A 22,452-nucleotide genomic window follows, 5' to 3' on the forward strand; every position below is an offset into this window, starting at 1 on the left:
ATAACATAGTTTTGCACAATCATAAGTTTACTTAGTAACTATGCTACAGTGTGTATTAGTTGAATTTTATAATGCAATGAAAGGAATTTATGTTTGTCCCTCGCAAAGTAGCCGACCGCTATCGTGAAATGATCAACAGCATTGGCTTTTACCCTTCTGTACTTTCGGTTGGTTTTTTACTTTTTGCTGTAATTACCATGTCGCTTGAATACATAGCACCTGTAGAGCAGCTCAAGGCGTTTATATCTGTTGTGCTGGTAGATAGCGCCGAAAATGCCCGCACCATTTTAAGCACCCTAGCAGGCAGTATTATATCGCTTACGGTGTTTAGTTTTTCTATGGTGATGGTGGTTTTAAATTCGGCCAGTGCCAGTTTATCTCCGCGGGTTGTACCTGGGCTTATTACCCGTAAGTCGCATCAAATGGTATTGGGCTTTTATTTAGGCAGCATAATTTACTCAATTATTATGCTCATTAATATTAATAAGCTTGAAGGTGGCGATACCGCTATTCCATCGCTTGGGGTGCTGCTGTCATTGGTGTTTGGCTTAGTATCGCTTGGTTTGTTTGTATTTTTTATTCATTCAATATCTAAAGCCATTCAAGTAGATAATGTACTTAACGGTTTATTTAGCCAAACTAAACGCGAAATTAAAGCCATTATTGATAGGCAATCAGAAAAGCCGTTCAGTGACTTTCCTGATTTTACACAGTGGCACTCAGTTAATAGCACTACCGAGGGTTATTACAAAGGGGTGCATACAGATAAGTTATGCGCCATATTAGCCGAGGAAAATATTCGGGTGTATATCTCGGTAAACCAAGGTTACTTTACCGTTAAAGGCTATCCGTTTTTAAAATGCGATAAAGACATTTCTAATAACGAAGAACTTATTGCTAAAATTTTAGACTGCTTTATTTTTTATATAGAAGAGTACATTAGCGATCATTACCGTTATGGATTAACGCAAATTTCAGAAATTGCCGTTAAAGCAATGAGCCCAGGTATTAACGATCCCGGTACAGCGGTTAAATCGATAGATATGCTGAGTATTTTATTAATTGAGCGCCTGTCGCTTAACGATACAAACTATTCGTTTAAACACAGCGACAACGCCCCGTTACTCTTTATACACGAAACCAGTTTTGATGAGTTACTGCACGATAACTTTACGCCACTGCGAAATTATGCAAAAGGCGATGCGTATGTAATGACGAACGTTTTAGAGGCATTTAAAAATATATTGTTTGTAGCGCATGGCAATGATGCAGCCCGAAACAGCCTATTTAATTACTTAAATGCCATTGTAGATGACATAAACGAGCATGTAAGTAACGAATACGACAGACAAGAAATTACCAACATGCTTAACGCGATTGCCCGCATTAGCAAGCCACAAGGGGATAAACTAGTGGCTCGTTTTACCTGCCAGCACACTAGTCAATAAAGTAAACCGCATAGCTAGACGCTGTTACTTTAATTTCTCCAGCATGATACGCATCAGGAACAAAATTACCGGGTGCGCTATCTGCCACCATCATGGTTTTTTCTGAGCGTGCATAAGGCTGCGCAGGTACGTTCATTGGGCTTAGCGATGCCGTATATAACCCTTTAAGCTCAACGCCGTAATCAGCACTTAGTTCTTTAGCGGCTTTACGGGCATCTTGAATGGCCAATTTTTGCGCCTGTTTGTGCAGCTCTTCATAGTTACTCGCTAAAAATTGCGTTTGGTTTATTTGGTTAATGCCGTTATTTACTAGGTTTTGTAACAGCTGAGGGTATTTTTCGATTTGCGAGAGTTTAACGCTTAACGTACGCGACACTCTAAAGCCTTTAAATTCTTGCTCGCCAGAGCTTCTGTTGTATTGGCTTTCGCGATTTATAGAAATATGCCCTGCATTAATATTACCGTCTTTAATGCCAAGCTCTTTTACTAATTTGATCGCTTTGGCCATGGTTTTATCGGCCTTGTTTTTAGCATCAATTAGGTCTTTATCTATTTCTACAATGCCTACGCTTAATTGTACGTAATCAGGCATAGTGGTTACGGTTGCTTCACCTTTAACATAAATATGAGGGGCGTTAGGTGTTGAGTTTGCATGCGCATCAACACTTAAGGTACTTAAGGCAATTGCGCTACTTAATAAAAGAATGTGTGTTTTCATTGCATTATCCATTGTATTTTTGTTGTCACCATTAAAGAGCCTACGTGGTTAACAATAAATGAACAAGCACAAAAAAACAGGCAATTGCCTGTTTTTTGTAACTGGCTGTAACGCAATGTACAGCCTTATTTACTTTACGTTACTCAGCGTAATTAAATGCTGCAACGTTTGTAGTTACGGTATTTAGGTAACCAGTAATTTCTATCAATAGCAGCCCACAGTGCATCGTCGCTAATCTCAAGAGCTACGCCCTCTTCAATTGCTTTTTTAGCCACTGCAAATGCAATACGCTTACTTAACGTTTCAATTTCAGTCAGTGCAGGTAATAAGCTGCCTTTACCGGTGTTTGCACGTGGTGATGACTCTGCAAGCATTTCGCTCGACATACTCAACATTGCATCGGTAATGCGTGTTGCTTTTGCTGCAATTACACCTAGGCCAATACCTGGGAAAATATAACTGTTGTTACACTGTGGAATTGGGAACACTTCACCATTAAACTCTACTGGCTCAAACGGGCTACCCGTTGCTACAAGTGCTTTACCTTCAGTCCATTTAATAACATCTGCTGGGTGTGCTTCAACCTGCTTAGATGGATTACTTAATGGGAAAATAATCGGCTGCTCACAGCCTGAGTGCATAGCGCGGATAACTTGCTCGGTAAATAAACCCGGTTGACCCGATACACCAATTAAAATATCAGGTGCTGCACAGTGCATTACATCTAACAATGAAGCGTATTCGCCGCTGTAGGTCCACTCGCTTAATGCAGCTTGTGGTTGCGCTAGTGCTTGTTGGAAATCGCGTAAGCCTTCCATGCCTTCAGTGAGTAGGCCAAAACGGTCAACCATAAATACTTGGCTACGCGCTTGTGCTTCGCTAATACCTTCAAACACCATTTGGCTAATAATTTGCTCGGCGATACCACAACCGGCTGAGCCTGCGCCAACAAATACCACTTTTTGCTCGCTAAGGGTTGAGCCTTTAACACGACACGCAGCTAATAAAGAGCCTACAGTTACCGCTGCAGTACCTTGAATGTCATCATTAAAGCTACAGATTTCGTTACGGTAGCGTTTAAGTAAAGGCATAGCGTTTGGCTGTGCAAAATCTTCAAACTGCAGTAATACATTTGGCCAGCGACGTTTAACTGCTTTAATGAACAAGTCTAAAAACTCATCGTATTCATCTTGCGCAATACGCTTATGACGCGCGCCCATGTACATAGGGTCATTTAGCAGTTTTTCGTTGTTAGTACCTACATCAAGCATTACAGGTAATGTGTACGCTGGGCTAATACCACCACACGCTGTGTAAAGTGATAATTTACCAATAGGAATACCCATGCCACCAATACCCTGATCGCCTAGGCCTAAAATACGTTCGCCATCGGTAACCACAATTACTTTTACTTTGCCTTTGGTGGCGTTACGTAGAATGTCGTCAATTTGATAGCGATCTTCGTACGAAATAAATAAGCCACGTGCACTGCGGTAAATATCTGAGAATTTTTCACAGGCATCACCAACCGTTGGCGTGTAAATAATTGGCATCATTTCTTCAAGATGATCACGCACTAAACGGTAGTAAAGTGTTTCGTTGTTATCTTGAATGGCACGCAAGTAAATATGCTTGTTTAAGTTATCGTTAAAGCTTGAATACTGCTGATAACAACGCTCAACCTGCTCTTCAATTGTTTCAAAACGTGGAGGAAGCAAACCCGCAAGGTTAAAGTTTTCGCGTTCTTTTTTACTAAACGCGCTGCCTTTGTTTAAAAGCGGAGTTTCAATTAGGCCAGGGCCAGAGTAAGGAATATAAAGGTAGTTAGGATCAGTATTAGTTGTCATATTTCCAGGCTTTAACGGAGTCTTAAGTTATGATCTGCCATTATCATTGTAAAAGGTTAAATTGCAATGACAATTAAGCTTGTCAGACCATTGAGAGAAAACACATGCAGGCTTCACTGCCTGCATGGCTATTATACATAAATTAAAATTTGATAGTGGCGTTTTTGTCAGTTAAATCCGACAAAGCAACCCCTTCACGGCGCGGATCGGCACCGCCATACAATTTATTGTTTTTAACTTCTACGGCATGTAAGCCAGAGTTTAAATCAAGCACACGTACCGCATGGCCGCGTTTAGTTAATTGTGGGGCTATGGCTTCAAGCGCGGTGCCTTTTTCAAGGCTCGTGTAATCGTTACGATTGGTGGTTCTTGGCAGGTTAATCGCCTCTTGTGCCGATAAATTCCAATCCAGCACACCAATAACCACTTGTGCTACGTAATCAATGATACGGCTGCCACCTGGCGAGCCAACCACTAAGCGTAAGCTGCCGTCGTTGTTAAACACCATTACCGGCGACATAGAGCTACGTGGGCGTTTGCCCGCCTCAACGCGGTTAGCTACTAATTTGCCGTCAATGCGTGGCGAAAGCGCAAAATCGGTTAATTGGTTATTTAAAATAAAGCCATTAACCATCACAGTTGAGCCAAACGCCATTTCAATTGAACTGGTCATTGATACGGCATTACCAAAGCTATCTACAATGGATACGTGTGATGTTGATGGCAACTCAAAAGAATCATCTTTTGCGTAGCTTAAGTAGCCTACCGGATTACCTGCAACTGCTTTTGTGTCTTGCTCAGTAATAAGCTTGGCGCGCGATGCAATGTACTTTTTATTTAACAGCTCTTTGGTAGGCACTTGTGTAAAATCAGGGTCGCCCATGTACATATTACGATCGGCAAATGCTATGCGTGAGGCTTGGCTAAAGTAATGAATTGCCTCTTCGCTATTAGGTTTAAGCGCGCTCATGTCTTTGTGTTCTAGCAAGCCCAAAATTTGTAATACCGCTACACCACCACTGCTCGGTGGGGCCATAGAGCACACATTATAAGCACGGTATTTAATACATACTGCGTCGCGTTGCTTGCTTTTGTAATTAGCCAGGTCTGATTCGCTTAATGTTCCCGGTGCAATTTTTGAATTTTGCACTGCGTTTACCATTTGCTTAGCGTTATCGCCTTTATAAAATGCATCAATGCCTTGTTTAGCAATGTCTTTGTATAAATTTGCTAAGGGCTGATTTTTTTTAATAGTACCAGCTTTAATTAATTCGCCATTAGGGTAAAAGTACTCGTTAATCACCGGCATACTCATTACACCTGGGTTTAATTGGCGTGCCAATAAACCGTGTAAACGAGGCGACACTTCAAAGCCCTGCTCGGCAAGTTTAATAGCGGGTTTAAATAACTCGCTCCACGCAAGTTTACCGTATTGTTGATGTGCACTTGCAAAGGCATGCAAAATACCTGGCACACCCACAGAGCGACCGCCAACAACTGCTTCAATCCACTTAACGGCTTTACCGTGTTTATCTAAAAACAGGTTTTCGTCTGCATTTTGTGGCGCGGTTTCACGGCCATCAAAGCTTGTAAGTAGGTTATCGGCTTTGTTGTAGTACATCATAAATGTACCACCACCAATGCCCGATGATTGTGGCTCAACTAAGGTAAGCACTAATTGCGTTGCAATTGCCGCATCTACCGCGCTTCCGCCTTTAGCTAAAATCTGTTGTCCGGCTTGTGAGGCATACGGGTTGGCCGCGGCCACCATGTATTGATCACCGGTTACTAATTGTTTTTGTACAATTGAGGTGGTGGCTTCTGGCTCACGAATTTCTAATTTTGCAGGTTCTTTTGCTATTGTTGGCAGCGTTACTGCAAACAAACCAATAGTAAATAATGACTTAAGTTTAAAATGCATAAAAATACTAAAAACACTTAATTACGTAGTTGTATTTGGCATCTTAAAGTTAAACGGGCACAATATGCAAAAATTTTGACTAAAAAAACATAATAAAATGCTTAATTTACCGCTACAACCTCGTTATTTACTTCCGCCATTATTTTTGATGCTTTTTAGTATTGTTTTTGCTGCATTTGATTTAAATAATTTACTTGAATTTAACCGAGCGCTCATTGAAAACGGCGAAGTTTGGCGAGTGTTTACCAGTCAATTTGTACATGCTAACTGGGCGCATTTAGGATTAAACGCATTTGGCGTATTTTTAATTTGGTTACTGCATGGCGAATACGCATCACCTGCACGTTATGCCTTTAATGTGTGTTTTTTAGCACTGTGGTGTGGGCTCGGCGTATTATGGTTTTGCCCTGCTATATCTATATACACGGGGTTAAGCGCCCTATTGCATGGTGTCATTATTTGGGGAGCGGTGAAAGACATTACCCTGTCGCTTAAATCGGGTTATTTATTATTTATAGGTGTGTGGATAAAAATAATAATGGAGCAAGTAAACGGCCCCGATGCCAGTATTGGCCAATTAATTGATTCAACCGTTGCCATTGATGCGCACTTAATTGGCGCTATAGGCGGCACATTGCTTGGCATACCTTTAGCAATTCAATACTTAAAAAAATAGCGATTAAGCTTTTTAATATTAATAAAAACGCCGCGTTAGTTAACGCGGCGCTTTTGTTTTTACACTTTAATTTTTAAATTTAAGATTAAAGTGTTTCTTTAAATAATTTATGAATACGGCGGTATTCATCTAACCAGCTTGACGGCTGTACAAAGCCATGCGGCTCTACCGGGAAGATAGCCGTTTCAAAGTTTTGTTTTTCAAGTTCAATTAATCGCTGTACTAAACGTACTGAGTCTTGAAAAAACACGTTATCGTCAACCATAGGCGCGTTAATTAATAAGCGCTTGTTTAAGCCCTCTGCGTAATAAATTGGCGAGCTGCGCTCATACGCTATAGGATCTACATCTGGGTGATTTAAAATATTAGCCGTGTAAGCGGTGTTGTAATGCGCCCAATCGGTTACTGGACGAAGTGCTGCTCCAGATTGAAATAGCTCAGGGGCAGTAAATAGCGCCATAAAAGTCATAAACCCGCCGTATGAGCCACCGTATGTGCCTACTGCGTTAGTATCAACATTTGCGTTTTGCGCCATCCATTTAACGCCATCTGCTAAGTCTTGCGTTTCAGGCGTACCCATTTGGCGATAAATCGCAGTACGCCAATCGCGGCCATAACCTTTAGAAGCACGGTAATCCATGTCCATCACTATGTAACCTTCATCGGCAAGTAATGAATGAAACATAAACTCACGAAAATACACAGACCAACCCATGTGTGAGTTTTGTAAGTACCCTGCTCCGTGGTTAAAAATAACCGCTTTACGGGTTTTGCCTGTTTCACCTTCTACATAGTCACTTGGGTAATACACCTTGGCATAAATAGGTTGCTCTGTGTGGCTAGATGGCACGGCAACAATTTTAGGTGCAGTGAGCTTTTTAGCTAAAAATTCATCCGACACCGTATGGGTGAGCTGTGTAGCCGTGGTGTTTGCTTTAGCATCGGCAACAAAAAGCTCTGTTGGCATTGTTATTTTAGAGTGCTTAAGCAGTAATTTGCTTTCGTCTGGGCTTAACGTGTAGTCGGTCATACCGTTAAGGTCTGTCACTTGCTCATTTTTACCTGTTTGTGGATTAACACGGTAAATTTCGTAAAGGCCTGGGTGCTCTACGTTTGCTTTGTAATAAATAGCGCTATTATCATGAGTTAACGTAATGTCCGATACTTCAAACTGGCCACTAGTTAAAGCGGTTGCTTTGCCGTTAAGCGGTTTTTTGTAAAGCTGACTATAGCCCGACTCTTCTGATAAGTAATACAGGGTGTTTGAATTATGTAACCAGCCAAAATTGTTAAACGCGTAGGCTATCCAAGCATCATCATGCAGGCGGTGCTGCGACACAAGCTCGTTTTTATCAAAGTCGATTGTGGCTATCCAGCGGTCTTTGTTATCCCACGCCTCTAGCATAATGGCAACTTGCGTGCCGTCATCGTTCCACACTATGGGAGCTTGGTTTAAACCCCAATTAGTAATTAAGTTAATACCGCGTGGCGCTTTTTTAGATTTATACGTTTTACCATCACGCGCGTAGTTTTCTTTTTTAACCTCGGCTAAAACATCTTCATCAAAGCCCGGTAGCGTATCAAAGCTCAGTGGTGTTTGTGTTTTATCTACAAGGTTAATGTGTATCACCGATGATGTTTGCTCTTTTGCATCAGCCACACGACGGCGCACTTTTTTAGGCTCTATAGTGGCATCATCGGTGATGTAATTAGGCATAATATCGCCTTTATCACGCCACGATTGCTGCTTTTGCAGCACAACAATTAAAGCATCACCGTTTGGCGATAGTTGCGCTTCTTTAATTACATTGCCATCACCTAAATAAAAAGCAGTGTTAGCAATGGAGCTATTTTGCGCATTTAGTTGCTCATTGCGTGTTTGCGTATCCTGTTTGTTTTTATGCTGCAGCGCCACAAACTCAATCAGTTTATGCTGCTCTTTTGCAATGTAACTAGTTGGCTCTTGTAAGCCTTTTGGCTCATCGGCCAATTTTAAGTTAGCAAGCTCTGTACTTAGCCCTGTTTTTAAATCAACTTTAAAAAACACATTACCTTGGCGGTAAACTAAATCTCCATTGTTTAAAAACTGTGGTTTAGACTCATTAGCTGAGGTGGCAGTTATTTGTTTAAGTTCACCCGTTGTTAGGTTTTTAACAAATACATTGCCTTTAAACGTATAAGCTTGAAGTGTTCTATCTGATGAATAAACCGCTTTAGAAGCACCTACAGTATGCAGTTTATCAAGTGATACTTGCATCGCTTTTTTGCTGTTAATTGGCTGGCTATAAATATCGTTTAGGTTACTGCCTTGCTGCTTTTGAGCATAAATAATGGTGGCTGAATCACTTGCCCAGTACGCATTTTTAGGCTGGTTGCCTATCCAATCAGGGTTTGCCATGGCTTGTTCTAGCGTAATATTTTGCGAGCCAGCATCAGCAGGTGTGTTTACAACCGCAGCAACGGGAGTTGCTGGTAAAGCGCTTTGCTGTGATGAAGAGGTATTAGCGGTAGCACTACAACCTGCAAGCATAATGCTAGAGGTTACAGCAAGCGCTACTAATGTTTTTGATGACGATAGGTTAAAAATCATAGTGCTTCTATACGGTTATTATAATTGAGCCGTATTTAAGCAGAAGCACTTGAGTTATTGCAATTTTTTAAGATAAATAACACATTTTCACGGTAAAGCTGAGTTTACTCTATTAGCAAATCGAGCCACACCAACCGGTGATCGCTCGATGCGTTTCTATCTTTTATTAATCTATATTGCTCGCTGTTTTTAGTGGGCCAAAACACCCCGCCATCGTGTATTTTAAACCCATAGGTAGAGGGTAAAACATAATCCACACGCGCCTGCCAGTTAGCGGTAAAGTGCTTTGCGTATGACTGCGGGTACTGCTCTTTAGCACCGGCGCTTTGCGGTATAAATTGCGAATTTATAAGTGGATTATTTAAAATTTGATTGGTGGTTTCAACCCGTGCTTTATCCCCTTCAGGTGCGGCGTTTAAGTCACCTAAAATAACAAACCGCGAGTTTGCTTTTAATCCGCCTTTTTGGCCATTATCGTCGTAAATATAGGCTTTATTAGCAACATAATCGGCAATTAACCTAACTTCGTCATGATTACGTTTGCCGTTTCTGTCTTCGTCGCCATCAAACACCGGCGGTGTTGGGTGCGAGGCAAGCACATGCACTGTTTTATTATTTACTACAACAGGTACATCCCAAAACGATTTTGAGCTAAGCCTAAGCGCCTGCCATTCTTGCGTGTTATACCAATTCTCTTTTGTTTTTGGGTCTACTGGCATTTGCGCATTAGGCATATCTTTATATTTAAACGTTTGAAGCGTGCGCAGTTTCTCAAGGTTAATGGGGTATTTAGATAAAATAGCCATTGCGTAATGCCCTTCAAAAAAACCAAAACCTTGCGAATCGCCCATTACAGCGGTTTTTTTACCGTTGTTATCAAGGTCAAACTCAGTAGCAAGGCCTGTATTTACAGGGGCAATAAAGCTGTATGGGTAATCAATGGGGGCTTGTTTATTTTGGCTTACATTTAAAAACTGGCGTTTAAAATAATCTATACCTTGCGCTTTTGGTACGTAGTCAAACTCGTTTAATAAAATAATGTCAGGGCGAACACGCTGAATTATTTCGGCTATATTTTTTATTTGCTGGTGGTTTGATTTTAGAGCATTAACTAGCGCATCGGGGTTTACTTGCTCGCCTTTTGGCGTGTGATTAGTCGCATCCATACTCACATTAAAGGTGGCAATACGAAGGCTCTGGCTGGCTGTAGCATTTAAACTAAATGAAGCGGCAATGGCTAATGCGCCATAAAGTATGTTTAGTTTCATTTTTTTACTTCAAAAAATTAAAAAATAGACTTTACCAGTATTACACAATTAATACCTATTTTTATGACAAAAAAATACCGGCTTAAGCCGGTATTTAATTAGTTAATTGCAGCCTTTACTCACTTAGCATAAGTGCAGTAGCGGCTTTTAAAATGCCGGGGTACGCTTGCTCAGGTAAGTAATCTGTAAGTTGCCCAAGCTTATCGGCAAGATTATTAATGTTATCTGCAGATACATTAATATGCCCCATTTTACGCCCAGGTTTTGCCGTTTTTCCGTACCAGTGGCTGGTTACATCACTGACTGTTAAAACCTCGGTAGGAATATATCCTTGGCCCAGCACGTTAATCATAGCGGTAATATGCTTAAGCTCTGTATTACCTAGCGGTAAACCCGCTACAGCTCGCATGTGGTTTTCGAACTGCGAACAATGGCAGCCTTGCTGTGTCCAGTGCCCTGAGTTATGAACTCGCGGCGCAATTTCGTTCACCAGTAAAGTGCCGTTTACATCAAAAAACTCAATGGCAAGTACGCCAACATAATTAAGCTCGTTGGCAATTTTTGTAAATGCACTATGGGCCTGCTGCTCAACCAGCGTGTTATTTTTACCTGCAATCGACAAAGTAAGCACGCCGTTGGTGTGCTCGTTTTCAGTAATTGGGTAAATAGCCACATTACCTTGCTTATCGCGTGCACCAATAATAGAGACTTCACGGTCAAACGGGATCATTTTTTCAGCAATAATGCTGTGTGGTGCATCCTGTGTGCCAGAGGCAATAAAATCAGCCATTTCCGACCAAATTTGCTCTATTTGGTCATCTGATTTTAAACGCCACTGCCCTTTACCATCGTACCCTGCTTGGCACGTTTTAATAACCAGCGGTTTACCTAGGGTTTTAACCGCTAATTCTAAATGCGCTTTTTCTGTGATCAGTTGATACGGCGCACACGCTACGTTTGTTTTATCTAGTAGCGCTTTTTCTAATGCGCGGTCGCCACCGGTTTTAATTGCAGCTTTACCTGGGTAAAATTTATTACTGTTGCAGCACAGTGTAAGTACATCATCGGGGATATGCTCAAACTCTGCGGTAATCGCATCAGCGTCACTAATTGCCTGCTCAAGTGTGGTTGTGTAAATTTCACCGGTTAGCGGATGCATAATTTTTTGGCTGCCTACATCGTACGCAACCACATTTAAATTAAGGGGGGCGCCTGCTAGGCTCATCATTCGTGCAAGTTGGCCGGCACCTAAAATTAAAATTTTCATTTTTACTCTGCAGGATTAGGGTTAGCTAAAATAGTCTCGGTTTGTTCTTTACGAAATGCTTCAATTTTTGCAAAAATTTCTGGGTTTTGGCATCCTAAAATTTGTGCAGCAAGTAAACCTGCGTTAGCAGCGCCTGGCTCACCAATAGCCAGTGTACCCACGGCTACGCCTTTTGGCATTTGGCAAATAGATAACAATGAATCTACACCGTTTAAGGCTTTAGATTTAACTGGAACACCAAGCACAGGGAGTGATGTAAATGCCGCTGCCATACCCGGTAAATGCGCAGCACCACCGGCGCCAGCAATAATCACTTTTATACCACGATCTGCGGCTGAATTTGCATAATCTGCAAGAAGTTGAGGAGTGCGGTGCGCAGAGACCACTTTTGTTTCGTACTCAATACCAAATTTTTCGAGCATGAGCGCTGCGTGTTCCATGGTTGGCCAATCTGATTTAGAACCCATAATAATGCCAACAGTCATAAATACTCCTCAGTAATGTATTTTAAAAATAGCGGACTTATGTCCGGTTTTAGGCGGGTATTATACCCAAACCAAGTTTAATTGCGACTCACAAAAACAAAAAAAGCCACGTTTAAACATGGCTTTTAAAGGGTTGCAGTTACAAAGTGCTTATACTTCTTTGCTTGCTAGGTATTCGCTGTAGTTGCCTCTAAAGTCAATCACCTGGCCGTCTTTTATCTCCCAAATGCGGGTAGCAACCGATGATACAAACTGGCGATCGTGCGATACAAACAATAATGTGCCTTCGTACGCTTCTAATGCAAGGTTTAACGCCTCGATAGACTCCATATCCATGTGGTTTGTTGGCTCATCCATTAACAGTATATTTGGTTTATGCATCATAATTTTACCAAATAACATACGGCCTTGTTCACCACCTGAAATAACCTTTACAGACTTTTTGATATCGTTTTGCGAAAACAACATGCGTCCTAAAAAGCCACGAACCACTTGCTCGTCGTCGCCTTCTTGTTGCCATTGCTCCATCCACTCAAACAAGTTCATGTCTTTTTCAAACTCGTCAGCATGATCTTGCGCGTAGTAACCAATATTGGCATTTTCAGACCACTTAAACTCGCCCGACTTAGGTGCTAAACGCCCAGCAAGCGTATTAAGTAATGTTGTTTTACCTACACCGTTTTCACCGATAATAGCAATGCGCTCGCCTACTTCGATTAAACCTTCTAAATTTGAAAACAACGTATTGTCTTCAAAACCTTGGCTTAGGTTGGTCATTTCTAATGCGTTACGGAATAGCTGTTTTTCTTGCTCAAAGCGAATAAACGGCGATTGGCGAGAAGAGGCTTTTACTTCTTCTAGCTGAATTTTATCAATACGTTTTGCACGCGACGTTGCTTGTTTAGCCTTTGACGCGTTTGCAGAAAAGCGCGATACAAACTGTTGTAGTTCAGCAATTTGGCTTTTCTTTTTCGCGTTTTCACTTAATAGGCGCTCACGTGCTTGTGTTGCTGCAAACATGTACTCATCGTAGTTACCTGGGTAAATACGAAGTTCGCCGTAATCAATATCGGCCATGTGCGTACATACTGAGTTTAAAAAGTGACGGTCATGCGAGATGATGATCATGGTGCAGTCGCGTTGATTAAGCACATCTTCCAACCATTTAATGGTGTAAATGTCCAAGTTATTGGTTGGCTCATCAAGTAGCATAATATCAGGGTCAGAAAACAGTACTTGCGCAAGTAACACACGTAGTTTAAAACCGGGTGCTATTTCAGACATAGGGCCGTAATGCTGCTCTGTCGAAATACCTACCCCTAATAAAAGCTCACCCGCTTTAGACTCAGCTGAATAGCCGTCCATTTCGGCAAACTCAGTTTCTAAATCGGCTACTTTCATGCCGTCTTCTTCACTCATCTCTGGTAATGAGTAAATGCGATCGCGCTCTTGTTTAATATCCCATAATTCTTTATGGCCCATGATCACAGTATCAATTACAGAGTATTCTTCGTAAGCAAACTGGTCTTGGTTTAGTTTAGCCACACGTTCATTTGGATCTGTACTTACGTTACCTGCAGAGGGCTCTAGTTCGCCACTTAGGATTTTCATAAATGTAGATTTACCACAGCCGTTTGCACCAATTAAACCGTAACGGTTTCCTTCGCCAAACTTTGCAGATATGTTTTCAAATAACGGTTTAGCACCAAATTGCATGGTGATGTTAGCTGTACTAATAATAGCGCTACCCTCCAAGGGGACATGATGTATTTAAATTGCGCGCAGTTTAAACTAAATACAGCTTTTTTTCTATGAAAGTTTAAGGTTGAAAGCGTATGAACTATGCCCTATTCCACTCATTAAAGGCGTAAATTAATGCCTAACAAATAGTGCCTAAAAACGCGATTAAGCCAGTGAATGCTTATTCAACTAAAAAAATGCGCTTAGCTAAAAATAATAGCGCGATTTGTACGCCATATCAGGGTTTAAATTTTAATTAATAAACCCGTTTAACTTAATAAGTCGATTGTTTATCGCAAAGCATTTTAAAAAACAGATAACTGGGTATATATTTATGATATAAAATGCTTTTTAGAGTTTTTGCACTAGCGTTTTATTTTTATCCAACATGAAAAAAACTCAATTTAAAACCCACTTACTTACGCTATTTTCAGCACTATTTACGTAGTTTTTAATCAAAAAAAACCTATCCCTTAACAGATAAAAAACACCATTAACCTCCAGTGAATATTTATTCATTTTTGGTGTTAATTTCATTGATTATTTTTCACTTTTGAGCCTATTAGGGCTTTGCTAGTCTTCATGCCTTCTAAATTTAATGTCACTTTTTAAAGTTAATACACACAAGGCATCACAAATGATTAAAAACTTTGTAACCCTACTATTAGGAACAAGCATAGTAGTTGCGCCAGCTGCTTCAGCAGTAGAGCTCTATAAGGATGAAAAGAACACTATTAAAGTAGGTGGTTACCTTGATGTGCGCGTTATTAATACGCAAAACCAAACCGAAGTGGTAAATGGTACATCGCGTATAAACTTTGGCTTTACTCGCCAACTTAAAAAAGACTGGTCGGCACTGGCGCTAGTTGAATGGGGTGTAAACCCTGTTGGTAGTAGCGATATTATTTACAATAACCGCTTTGAATCTATTCAAGATGAGTTTTTATATAACCGTTTAGGTTATGCTGGCCTTTCGCACGAAAAGTACGGACAAATTACCATTGGTAAACAATGGGGTGCGTGGTACGACGTAGTTTATGGCACCAATAACAGCTTTGTATGGGATGGTAATGCTGCGGGGGTTTACACATACAATAAAGACGACGGTGCAGTAAATGGTACTGGCCGTGGTGATAAACTAATTCAATACCGAAATAGCTACAACGACTTTAGCTTTGCAGTTCAAGCGCAACTTAAAAACAGCGAATTTTATACCTGTGATATTAATGACATTTCGGAAGAAGCGTGTGAAGCCCTGTGGAATACTGGCGACAGCGCAGCTCAAGAAGTAGAATTTAACTACACCTTTGGTGGTTCTGTAACTTATAACGCAACCGACATGCTAACGTTAACAGCAGGCGTAAACCGTGGTGAATTTGATGTAACGTATGGCGATGGCACAACACAAACTGTTGAAGACTTAATTTTTGGTGCGGGTGTAATGTGGGGCAGCATTGAAAAACCAGGTTTATACGTTGCCGCTAACATAAATAAAAGTGAAAACCACGATACCGATAACCTAGGGCGCTTAATTAAAGACTCTATTGGTGTAGAAACCTTTATGTCGTACCGTTTTGATAACGATGTGCGCCCTTTTGTGGCTTATAACATTTTAGATGCCGGTGACGATTACGTTATTCAACCTAACTTTAATACCGATCCTAATGATGTATTCAAACGTCAGTTTGCTGTGATTGGTGTTCATTACTTAATTGACGAAAACACCATTGCCTACGCTGAAGCCCGTAAAGATTTTAGCGACTTTGAAAGTGATGACAAAGACCAGCAATCGCAAATGGAAGCGTCAGAAGACGACGGGATTGCATTTGGTTTTAGATACAAGTTTTAATTTCCCACCATAACAACACACAAAGCCCAGCTATATGCTGGGCTTTTTTATTTTAAACGTTAAATGATGAAAAAAATTAAATGTTTGAATGCGTTAACAATCGCTATTATTTGCTATAACACTTTATAAAAGCTGTGTGCGCTGCGTATTAATAATGATGTAAACATGCTTACAAATTCACCCGAAATTAATGGAGAGAAAATGAGTACACTCAAAACCGCCGGTAATTTTACTCTACTATGTATTGCCAGCTTAACCATAATGGTTGGTACCCTGTTAGCGCCGGGTTTAGTTACCATTGCTGATGGCTTAGGCATACAAAGCAACAGCGTATTATTAATTACTTTACCTTCTTTAGGTGCGGTGGTGTTTGCCCCCCTAGCCGGAAGATTAATAGACAAGTACGGCGCATACCCTTTACTTATAATAGGTTTATTTTTATACGGATTAGTGGGTGCATGTGCTTACTTTTTACATGGCCCAACCTTAGTATTTATTAATCGTTTTGCATTAGGTGGTATTACAGCAATAGTGATGGCAAGTTGCACCGTATTAATTTCAACGTGGTACAGCGGCGAAGCCCGACTGAATATGATTGCCAAACAAGGCATGGCGATAGAGCTAGGTGGCGTTATATTTTTATTTTTAGGTGGTGTTTTAGCGTCAATGTATTGGGGATTACCCCTTGCTTTATATTTAATTGCTTGGGTATTTTTAGCTATGTTACTCATGTTTGTACCCCGTAAGCAGCAATTAAACGCCCATAACACAGAGCAAACTCAACAAATAAAAAAGAGTCATTCAAACGCATTAACGCTTAAAGGGGTTTATATAGTATCAACCCTAGCTATGACCATATTTTTTACCTCAACCGTGCTTTTACCTATTACCTTGCACGCACTAAATTTTAATGAGTCTGAAATAGGCCAACTATTGGCTTTTATATCGTTAATTGCGGTATTTACAGCGGGATTTATGCCTAAAGCAACTAAACGCCTTAGTGAGAAAAATGTATTAGCAATCGCATTTTTTGCCTTTGGTTTATCATACCTTTGCTTTATACAATCAAGTACATTGATATTAGTATTAGGCGCGCTATTAATTGGTATTGGCTTTGGTTTTAGCATTCCTCTTTTAAACCACATGACCGTAGAGCTAAGCCCAGAAAATGTACGCGGACGTAACTTATCGTATTTTACAATGGCGGTGTTCTCCGGTCAGTTTTTTACCTCTTTTATGGAGTACATACCTGGGGGTGAACATAACGTATTTATAATATGCAGTATTTTAAGCGCCGTTGTAGCTATCGCCCTTCTTGTAAAACCTAAAGCGCACTAAGCAGTAATCAATAACCGGTAAAATTATCAAATTAAGTAGCCAATTATCCCCTATTTATTGGCTATTTTTATTCTTCTTCACTCTTTAGCTAAGTTAAGCACTTAACGATAATTTAGTATGATGTGTTCTTTTGCTGTAAAGCCACCAGCGAATTTGTATTAATTGCATTAAGAGTATATAAAGACGGTGAAAATATATTTAAATTGCAAAGTAATTAAACAGATTATCGCTGATCACAAATGCGTAAGGATGGTTAAAAGCAATAACAGTGAGTTTGGTATATGTCCAAATGTACTGATGGCATTCTAACTCAAGAGCACAATACTGTATATAAATACAGTTCAATTTATTTTTTGTGCAAAAATAAATTGAAACAACTTCCCTCTGTAACTCTTTAATAACATTAAACTAAGTAAAGTGCTATCCAGCTAATTCGTTATCATAAATAGATAAAACACCGATAGCTGTATATGTATACAGCCATCATTTAAGCCTATCTACCTATTTTTAATAAACGTACTATAACCAGCTAACCCCTTTGATACACTCAGTGTTGGATTATCTGAATGTTCAGCACCTTCGTTTATAGCGCTTTGCCACACAAGGTTGTTATTAGGGTTTGCTATTAAAGCAGACTCTAAATTATCAAACGCTTTTAACATTAACGGATGTTCTGCTCCACCCACAGAAAGGTATAAATAAGTAGGCGACTTAATTTTATTTGCTTGAGTAGTTAAAAATGCTTCTACATTATTAACCACTGTCATATCGTCATACCAAGCCGCTGGGCTAAAAGCAAAGTAGCCATTAAACAGTTCAGGTTTTGTATGCAGTGTATAAAGCACAAAGCTGCCACCTGCCGAAAAACCACTTAATACACGATTATTACTAAGCTTATATTTTACCGATAAATACGGAAGTAACTCAGTTTCAATAAACTCTAAAAACTTGTCAGCTTCACCATTTGGCTCTATAAGTGTTTCATTTTCTGGGCGCGCTTGTGTATTTACATCTTGGCGAGCATAAGGAGGCACTAAATCGCGATTACGTGTATCAGTAAAAAACAAATTAGGAATAGACACCAATATAGCCTTATCCCCTTTTTCACTCTTAGCTTGTTTTGTAAGTTCTTTATCCCATGTATCTAAATTAAAGTTACCATCGGTTTTAATAATTAACGAATACGCTCTTTTAGGATCGTAATTAACGGGTAATCTTATAAACACTTTGCGCGACTCATTAAGCACGCTTGAGTTAATTGTTACGTCGGTATAGTGCGATACATAATGGTTGTAATAGCGTATGGCTAAAATACCGATAGCAAAAATGACTACGGCTAAACTTAAATTAATAAAATAGTGTTTTGTTATTTTTATTGCCATGCGTCATTCCTTTAGATGTTTAGGAGTTATTTAATCGAGCTTAACCCACTGCTTAACTTCAAGTGCAGTCATTATCAGCTCTACAGAAAAAGCAGCCAGTATCATCCCCATCACACGCGTTAAAATAGACGCCCCGCCAATACCAATTAGCTTTATAATTTTGCCCGACAGCAACAACAAAATTAAGGTTACACCTAACACTGCCATTGTAATTAAAGCTGTGCCTATTTGGGTTGAAATTGGATGAATGTGATTATCGGTAAGTAATATAACGGCTAAAATAGCCCCTGGTGTGGCAGTAGCAGGTATAGCAAGGGGAAACACTGCAATATCGTGCCCTGGGTCTTGTTTTGCTTTATTTGAATCATTACCAAATATCATTTGTAGGCCAAACAAAAATAAAATTATCCCGCCCCCTAACTGAAACGATACCAGCCGTATACCCATCGCATTTAAAATAAGCTGCCCTATTAAAATAGAGCCAAGTAACACAGCACCTGCATATAGCACTGTTTTAAAAGCAGTTTTACGACGTTGTTGATCAGTTAAATGAGAAGTGAGCGCAGCAAAAAGCGCCATAGTACCTATTGGGTCAATAGTGGCCCAAATAACGAGGGCATCTTGAGATAGTTTTTCTAGCATATAAAATCCTTGTTAAGCGAACACGTTTTAAAAACTCGGGTAACAAATTCATTTGCTTACGCTTAACTATAAGCCAAATTGGCTATTTTTTATATTGCATTTGTTCCTCTTATGATGAAATTTACTAACGTGTATTATGTAAATGCAGCACTAATACATTACTAATGCAGTTCTAAACGTGTTTATACCAAATAGAATGCTCACCCAAGCTAAAGCCTAATTTAACTAATAAGTTATGCGAACGCGCATTATGTGCACTTACCTGCGCCGCTAAGTAATTAAGCGGTATAGCCTGTTTAAGTGTTTTAACAAAGCCAGTTATTACCTCAAACATAATGCCCTTATCCCAATACATAGGATCAAGCTCAAACCCTATAAACGCCCTACTTTTACAAGGCGATAAATTATAAAGCCCGCAGGTGCCCATAAGTTTGCCATTTATATTATGTTCAATAGCCACTCTAATCACTTCGCCTTCGTAATAGGCGGAAATATCGTCTTGTATTAATTGCTTAATTTGGCATTTACTTAAGGGGGTTTTATAGTCGTTAAATTCGCTCACTTGCGGGTGATTCAAAATAGAAAATAACTGCGGGGCATGCTTATGAGTAATTAAACGCAATGTAACGCGTTCAAGCTGAGTTGTTTTAAACATTTTATACAGGAGTAAAAATAGCGCTTTATGGTTAAGCATTATTAACTTACCATAGCGTATTCACAAGCATTATCTTTATAGCCAATATTGAGAGCAATAATGAGCGACGATTTTAAAGTAATTCAACCTACCACAACCGTATACTGCCCTAAACGTGGTGAGGGCTGGACCCTAACAGGCATTACCAATATAAACGAGTTTACCTCGGTAATGTTTGACGGCACACGTTATACACTCCCCGCTCGCGAAATAGTAGAAGAGCTGTTACCAAACCAACTAGCCCGAGAGCAAGATAATAGCTAGCGCCCTTGTTTAAACGGTAGTGGCTGTCACTGTGCAGCCACCTATATAAAGAGCAACGAAGGATTAAAATGTATCGTCTTCACTGTATACATTTACTTTTAACTCGTCTTCATCTTCAAAAACAACAAACGAAATAGGCTTACAACATACTTGGCAGTCTTCTATGTATTGCTCACCAATATCTGCCGCGTCTAATAATACTTCTATGCTTTCGCCGCAATACGGGCAACTTATCGATTTTTCGGTTAACTGGTTCATTTAACACCTGCTACTTTTATCTCAATGCTTTCGCTTTAATAAACACACTCTAATAATACAACATTGTGCTATTGAGGTTAGCTAATGTACGTATGCCTTTAATTAAAAACCATTACGTATATTACTTTTTCACTATTCACGTTAGCCTACTAAAAACAATGAAATAGTAATAACACTTAGCAGGTCTAGCTATTAAGAATATGTATTTAAACTCATACTAGAGGTAGATTATTTTATGAAAAAATCACTTACGCTTGCATTAACATCTGCCGCAATTTTGTTTAGCACCTTTTCACATGCAGCCAAAACCGAAAAAGCAGTTTTAGCCGGTGGATGTTTTTGGTGTATGGAAAGCGACTTTGAAAAGCTCAAAGGCGTAAAAGATGTTATATCGGGTTTTACCGGCGGTAAAATTAAAAACCCGACCTACAATGGTAACCATCAAGGTCATTACGAAGCAGTACAAATTACTTACGACCCTGATGTAGTAAGCTACAAAGGCATACTTGATCATTTTTGGGTAAATATTGATCCCTTTGATACCAAAGGCCAATTTTGCGATAAAGGCCCAAGTTATTTAAGCGCCATATTTGTAGCTAACGAGCAAGAGCGCAAAATAGCAGAGCAAACCAAACAAGCAGTAATAGCAGAGTTTCCAAATCAAAAAGTGGTTACGCCAATACTTAATACCAGCACTTTTTACCCAATTAAAGGTAAGGAAAGCTACCATCAGGATTATTATAAAAATAACCCCATACGCTACAATACCTACCGCTGGCGCTGCGGACGCGATAACCGCCTAGAAGAAATTTGGGGCGATAGAGTCACACATTAAAAACTATTGTTAGAACAATTGATGGGTTTACACAAACCCATCCCCATTACAGCTAACAGCTAACAGCTAACAGCTAACAGCTAACAGCTAACAGCTAATTCTATTCATTCCGCCCCTAATTATAAACATTATTTTGATACTGTTTCCTAAAACAGCTTATTTATCTAACTTTATAAATATAATAAATTGCACTCCTAGATTGATAAAACCTAATTCAACAACTGGAGTTACACATTATGTCTGCCACCCAATTACAACTTGCTCGTGCTCTAGCGTTACCTTCAAGAGAAGCCATGTTAAATCGTGAGCACTCTGTACAGCATTTTTGGTACAACAATGACCAACTACTTACACAAGCCTGGAAAGAGTGGGAAGAAACCGAAGTAGATACAACCACCTTTACCTTGGACGATTCATTACTAGATAAAAAATTACGTGAAGCCGTTAATGCTGCATGGCAAGATCCATCAAAAGAGCATTTAGTAAAATCACTACTAGAAGAAGTAGCGACTGATGTTTATCAGTTTCAATTTTTTGATCCTGAGCGCCTAGCAGTTTTACGTGGTTACCTAGAAAAAGTATGGAATGCTAACATTCCTATGCGTCCACCATACGGTATTGTATTAAACCGCCGCGGAGCTATGCTCGACAAACGATCAGAGGGCTATTTAGCTGCTCCTAGTTTTCAGGCATTTTATAACCAAGTATTAAATACATACATGCGCCCTATTTCACGTTTATTGTTTCCTGAAATCATAGGTTACGATACGCAAACGTTTGGTTTTTCTATTTATTACGACCCAAGTACAGATGCGTCTATTCGTCCGCATACCGATGCATCATCAGTAACATTAAATATTAATTTAAACTTACCAGGGGAAGAATTTAGCGGATCAGAACTTGATTTTTACGACCAAGTAAACGCAAAAGTTGTACAACTTAGCTTTAAACCAGGCACCGCCATGATCCACAAAGGCAATGTACCACACGCGGCAAAACCTATAACCAGTGGCGACAGAACAAACCTAGTGTTATGGCTTTTTGGCGATAATGGCCGTATACCAGCGACGGGTTCAAAACGTACAGATATTGATGCAAAAGAGCGTTGGACTACGCCAAAAACAACGCCAGACGGCTACGCACCTTTTTAAACGGTGCCAAGTTTAACCTTTTGTGCCTAATACTTGCCCATTAAAGGTATTTAATCATACTTTAATGGGCTATTTACTT

Annotated in this window: 19 protein-coding genes; 7 read left to right on the forward strand and 12 right to left on the reverse strand. The window is 39.9% G+C overall.

The window, feature by feature from the left end:
* Positions 1-89: 89 nt before the first annotated feature.
* Positions 90-1,448 carry a DUF2254 domain-containing protein gene (locus MTF68_RS01875; protein WP_248461482.1) on the forward strand — a complete coding sequence of 453 codons (1,359 nt, stop codon included), beginning with the start codon at positions 90-92 and terminating at the stop codon, positions 1,446-1,448.
* Here the strand turns inward: MTF68_RS01875 and MTF68_RS01880 are convergent.
* The 3 genes from MTF68_RS01880 to ggt all read right to left on the reverse strand — a co-directional run bounded on the left by MTF68_RS01880 (position 1,438) and on the right by ggt (position 5,934).
* Positions 1,438-2,166 carry an SIMPL domain-containing protein gene (locus MTF68_RS01880; RefSeq protein WP_004586601.1) on the reverse strand — a complete coding sequence of 243 codons (729 nt, stop codon included), beginning with the start codon at positions 2,164-2,166 and terminating at the stop codon, positions 1,438-1,440. The genes MTF68_RS01875 and MTF68_RS01880 overlap by 11 nt on opposite strands.
* A gap of 152 nt (positions 2,167-2,318) precedes the next feature.
* Positions 2,319-4,013, reverse strand: a complete 1,695-nt coding sequence (locus MTF68_RS01885) for an NAD-dependent malic enzyme (RefSeq protein WP_004586602.1) — start codon at positions 4,011-4,013, stop codon at positions 2,319-2,321.
* Positions 4,014-4,155: 142 nt separating this feature from the next.
* Positions 4,156-5,934, reverse strand: coding sequence for a gamma-glutamyltransferase (gene ggt / locus MTF68_RS01890; RefSeq protein ID WP_004586603.1), 1,779 nt, complete (start codon positions 5,932-5,934; stop codon positions 4,156-4,158).
* Positions 5,935-6,031: 97 nt separating this feature from the next.
* On the opposite strand from ggt, the gene rrtA reads away from it, so the two are divergent.
* Positions 6,032-6,610 (forward strand): rhombosortase, encoded by a 579-nt coding sequence (gene rrtA / locus MTF68_RS01895; RefSeq protein WP_248461483.1) that lies wholly within the window; start codon positions 6,032-6,034, stop codon positions 6,608-6,610.
* 85 nt (positions 6,611-6,695) lie between these two features.
* Here the strand turns inward: rrtA and MTF68_RS01900 are convergent, their stop codons facing one another.
* The 5 genes from MTF68_RS01900 to MTF68_RS01920 form a co-directional block, all read right to left on the reverse strand.
* Positions 6,696-9,200, reverse strand: a complete 2,505-nt coding sequence (locus tag MTF68_RS01900; protein WP_248461485.1) for a prolyl oligopeptidase family serine peptidase — start codon at positions 9,198-9,200, stop codon at positions 6,696-6,698.
* Between the two features lie 104 nt (positions 9,201-9,304).
* Positions 9,305-10,468 (reverse strand): endonuclease/exonuclease/phosphatase family protein, encoded by a 1,164-nt coding sequence (locus MTF68_RS01905; RefSeq protein WP_248461487.1) that lies wholly within the window; start codon positions 10,466-10,468, stop codon positions 9,305-9,307.
* Between the two features lie 115 nt (positions 10,469-10,583).
* Positions 10,584-11,735 (reverse strand): 5-(carboxyamino)imidazole ribonucleotide synthase, encoded by a 1,152-nt coding sequence (locus MTF68_RS01910; protein WP_248461488.1) that lies wholly within the window; start codon positions 11,733-11,735, stop codon positions 10,584-10,586.
* Between the two features lie 2 nt (positions 11,736-11,737).
* Positions 11,738-12,220 carry a 5-(carboxyamino)imidazole ribonucleotide mutase gene (purE, locus tag MTF68_RS01915; RefSeq protein WP_024033606.1) on the reverse strand — a complete coding sequence of 161 codons (483 nt, stop codon included), beginning with the start codon at positions 12,218-12,220 and terminating at the stop codon, positions 11,738-11,740.
* A 150-nt stretch (positions 12,221-12,370) separates the two neighbouring features.
* On the reverse strand, positions 12,371-13,960 hold the full coding sequence (locus MTF68_RS01920; RefSeq protein WP_248461697.1) for an ABC-F family ATPase: 1,590 nt from the start codon (positions 13,958-13,960) through the stop codon (positions 12,371-12,373).
* A 637-nt stretch (positions 13,961-14,597) separates the two neighbouring features.
* Here MTF68_RS01920 and MTF68_RS01925 point away from each other — a divergent pair.
* A complete protein-coding gene (locus tag MTF68_RS01925) occupies positions 14,598-15,809 on the forward strand; it encodes a porin (protein WP_248461489.1) in 1,212 nt (403 codons plus the stop codon).
* Positions 15,810-16,010: 201 nt separating this feature from the next.
* On the forward strand, positions 16,011-17,147 hold the full coding sequence (locus MTF68_RS01930; protein WP_248461490.1) for an MFS transporter: 1,137 nt from the start codon (positions 16,011-16,013) through the stop codon (positions 17,145-17,147).
* Positions 17,148-17,644: 497 nt separating this feature from the next.
* Here the strand turns inward: MTF68_RS01930 and MTF68_RS01935 are convergent, their stop codons facing one another.
* From MTF68_RS01935 to MTF68_RS01945, 3 genes are all read right to left on the reverse strand, one after another.
* Positions 17,645-18,529 carry an alpha/beta hydrolase-fold protein gene (locus MTF68_RS01935; RefSeq protein WP_248461491.1) on the reverse strand — a complete coding sequence of 295 codons (885 nt, stop codon included), beginning with the start codon at positions 18,527-18,529 and terminating at the stop codon, positions 17,645-17,647.
* Positions 18,530-18,559: 30 nt separating this feature from the next.
* The gene (locus MTF68_RS01940) at positions 18,560-19,171 is read right to left on the reverse strand and encodes a MarC family protein (protein WP_248461492.1); all 612 of its coding nucleotides are present in this window, start codon (positions 19,169-19,171) and stop codon (positions 18,560-18,562) included.
* A gap of 172 nt (positions 19,172-19,343) precedes the next feature.
* Positions 19,344-19,826, reverse strand: a complete 483-nt coding sequence (locus tag MTF68_RS01945; protein ID WP_248461698.1) for a GNAT family N-acetyltransferase — start codon at positions 19,824-19,826, stop codon at positions 19,344-19,346.
* A gap of 99 nt (positions 19,827-19,925) precedes the next feature.
* On the opposite strand from MTF68_RS01945, the gene MTF68_RS01950 reads away from it, so the two are divergent.
* The gene (locus MTF68_RS01950) at positions 19,926-20,129 is read left to right on the forward strand and encodes a hypothetical protein (RefSeq protein ID WP_248461493.1); all 204 of its coding nucleotides are present in this window, start codon (positions 19,926-19,928) and stop codon (positions 20,127-20,129) included.
* A 63-nt stretch (positions 20,130-20,192) separates the two neighbouring features.
* Here the strand turns inward: MTF68_RS01950 and MTF68_RS01955 are convergent, their stop codons facing one another.
* A complete protein-coding gene (locus MTF68_RS01955) occupies positions 20,193-20,387 on the reverse strand; it encodes a CPXCG motif-containing cysteine-rich protein (RefSeq protein WP_004586615.1) in 195 nt (64 codons plus the stop codon).
* Positions 20,388-20,622: 235 nt separating this feature from the next.
* On the opposite strand from MTF68_RS01955, the gene msrA reads away from it, so the two are divergent.
* Entirely contained in the window at positions 20,623-21,222 is a 600-nt protein-coding gene (gene msrA, locus MTF68_RS01960; protein ID WP_248461495.1) for a peptide-methionine (S)-S-oxide reductase MsrA, read from the forward strand.
* Positions 21,223-21,458: 236 nt separating this feature from the next.
* Entirely contained in the window at positions 21,459-22,373 is a 915-nt protein-coding gene (locus MTF68_RS01965; RefSeq protein WP_248461496.1) for a 2OG-Fe(II) oxygenase family protein, read from the forward strand.
* Positions 22,374-22,452 lie beyond the last annotated feature (79 nt).

The sequence above is a fragment of the Pseudoalteromonas sp. 2CM37A genome, from assembly GCF_023161885.1.
Classification (GTDB): Bacteria; Pseudomonadota; Gammaproteobacteria; order Enterobacterales; family Alteromonadaceae; genus Pseudoalteromonas; species Pseudoalteromonas atlantica.

Coding starts and splice junctions, on each gene's coding strand:
- MTF68_RS01950 (WP_248461493.1), top strand. CDS start 19,926: ATGAGCGACGATTTTAAAGTAATTCAACCTACCACAACCGTATACTGC.
- ggt (WP_004586603.1), bottom strand. CDS start 5,934: ATGCATTTTAAACTTAAGTCATTATTTACTATTGGTTTGTTTGCAGTA.
- purE (WP_024033606.1), bottom strand. CDS start 12,220: ATGACTGTTGGCATTATTATGGGTTCTAAATCAGATTGGCCAACCATG.
- MTF68_RS01935 (WP_248461491.1), bottom strand. CDS start 18,529: ATGGCAATAAAAATAACAAAACACTATTTTATTAATTTAAGTTTAGCC.
- MTF68_RS01885 (WP_004586602.1), bottom strand. CDS start 4,013: ATGACAACTAATACTGATCCTAACTACCTTTATATTCCTTACTCTGGC.
- MTF68_RS01930 (WP_248461490.1), top strand. CDS start 16,011: ATGAGTACACTCAAAACCGCCGGTAATTTTACTCTACTATGTATTGCC.
- MTF68_RS01900 (WP_248461485.1), bottom strand. CDS start 9,200: ATGATTTTTAACCTATCGTCATCAAAAACATTAGTAGCGCTTGCTGTA.
- MTF68_RS01940 (WP_248461492.1), bottom strand. CDS start 19,171: ATGCTAGAAAAACTATCTCAAGATGCCCTCGTTATTTGGGCCACTATT.
- MTF68_RS01875 (WP_248461482.1), top strand. CDS start 90: ATGTTTGTCCCTCGCAAAGTAGCCGACCGCTATCGTGAAATGATCAAC.
- MTF68_RS01945 (WP_248461698.1), bottom strand. CDS start 19,826: ATGTTTAAAACAACTCAGCTTGAACGCGTTACATTGCGTTTAATTACT.
- MTF68_RS01955 (WP_004586615.1), bottom strand. CDS start 20,387: ATGAACCAGTTAACCGAAAAATCGATAAGTTGCCCGTATTGCGGCGAA.
- MTF68_RS01905 (WP_248461487.1), bottom strand. CDS start 10,468: ATGAAACTAAACATACTTTATGGCGCATTAGCCATTGCCGCTTCATTT.
- MTF68_RS01910 (WP_248461488.1), bottom strand. CDS start 11,735: ATGAAAATTTTAATTTTAGGTGCCGGCCAACTTGCACGAATGATGAGC.
- MTF68_RS01925 (WP_248461489.1), top strand. CDS start 14,598: ATGATTAAAAACTTTGTAACCCTACTATTAGGAACAAGCATAGTAGTT.
- MTF68_RS01880 (WP_004586601.1), bottom strand. CDS start 2,166: ATGAAAACACACATTCTTTTATTAAGTAGCGCAATTGCCTTAAGTACC.
- msrA (WP_248461495.1), top strand. CDS start 20,623: ATGAAAAAATCACTTACGCTTGCATTAACATCTGCCGCAATTTTGTTT.
- rrtA (WP_248461483.1), top strand. CDS start 6,032: ATGCTTAATTTACCGCTACAACCTCGTTATTTACTTCCGCCATTATTT.
- MTF68_RS01965 (WP_248461496.1), top strand. CDS start 21,459: ATGTCTGCCACCCAATTACAACTTGCTCGTGCTCTAGCGTTACCTTCA.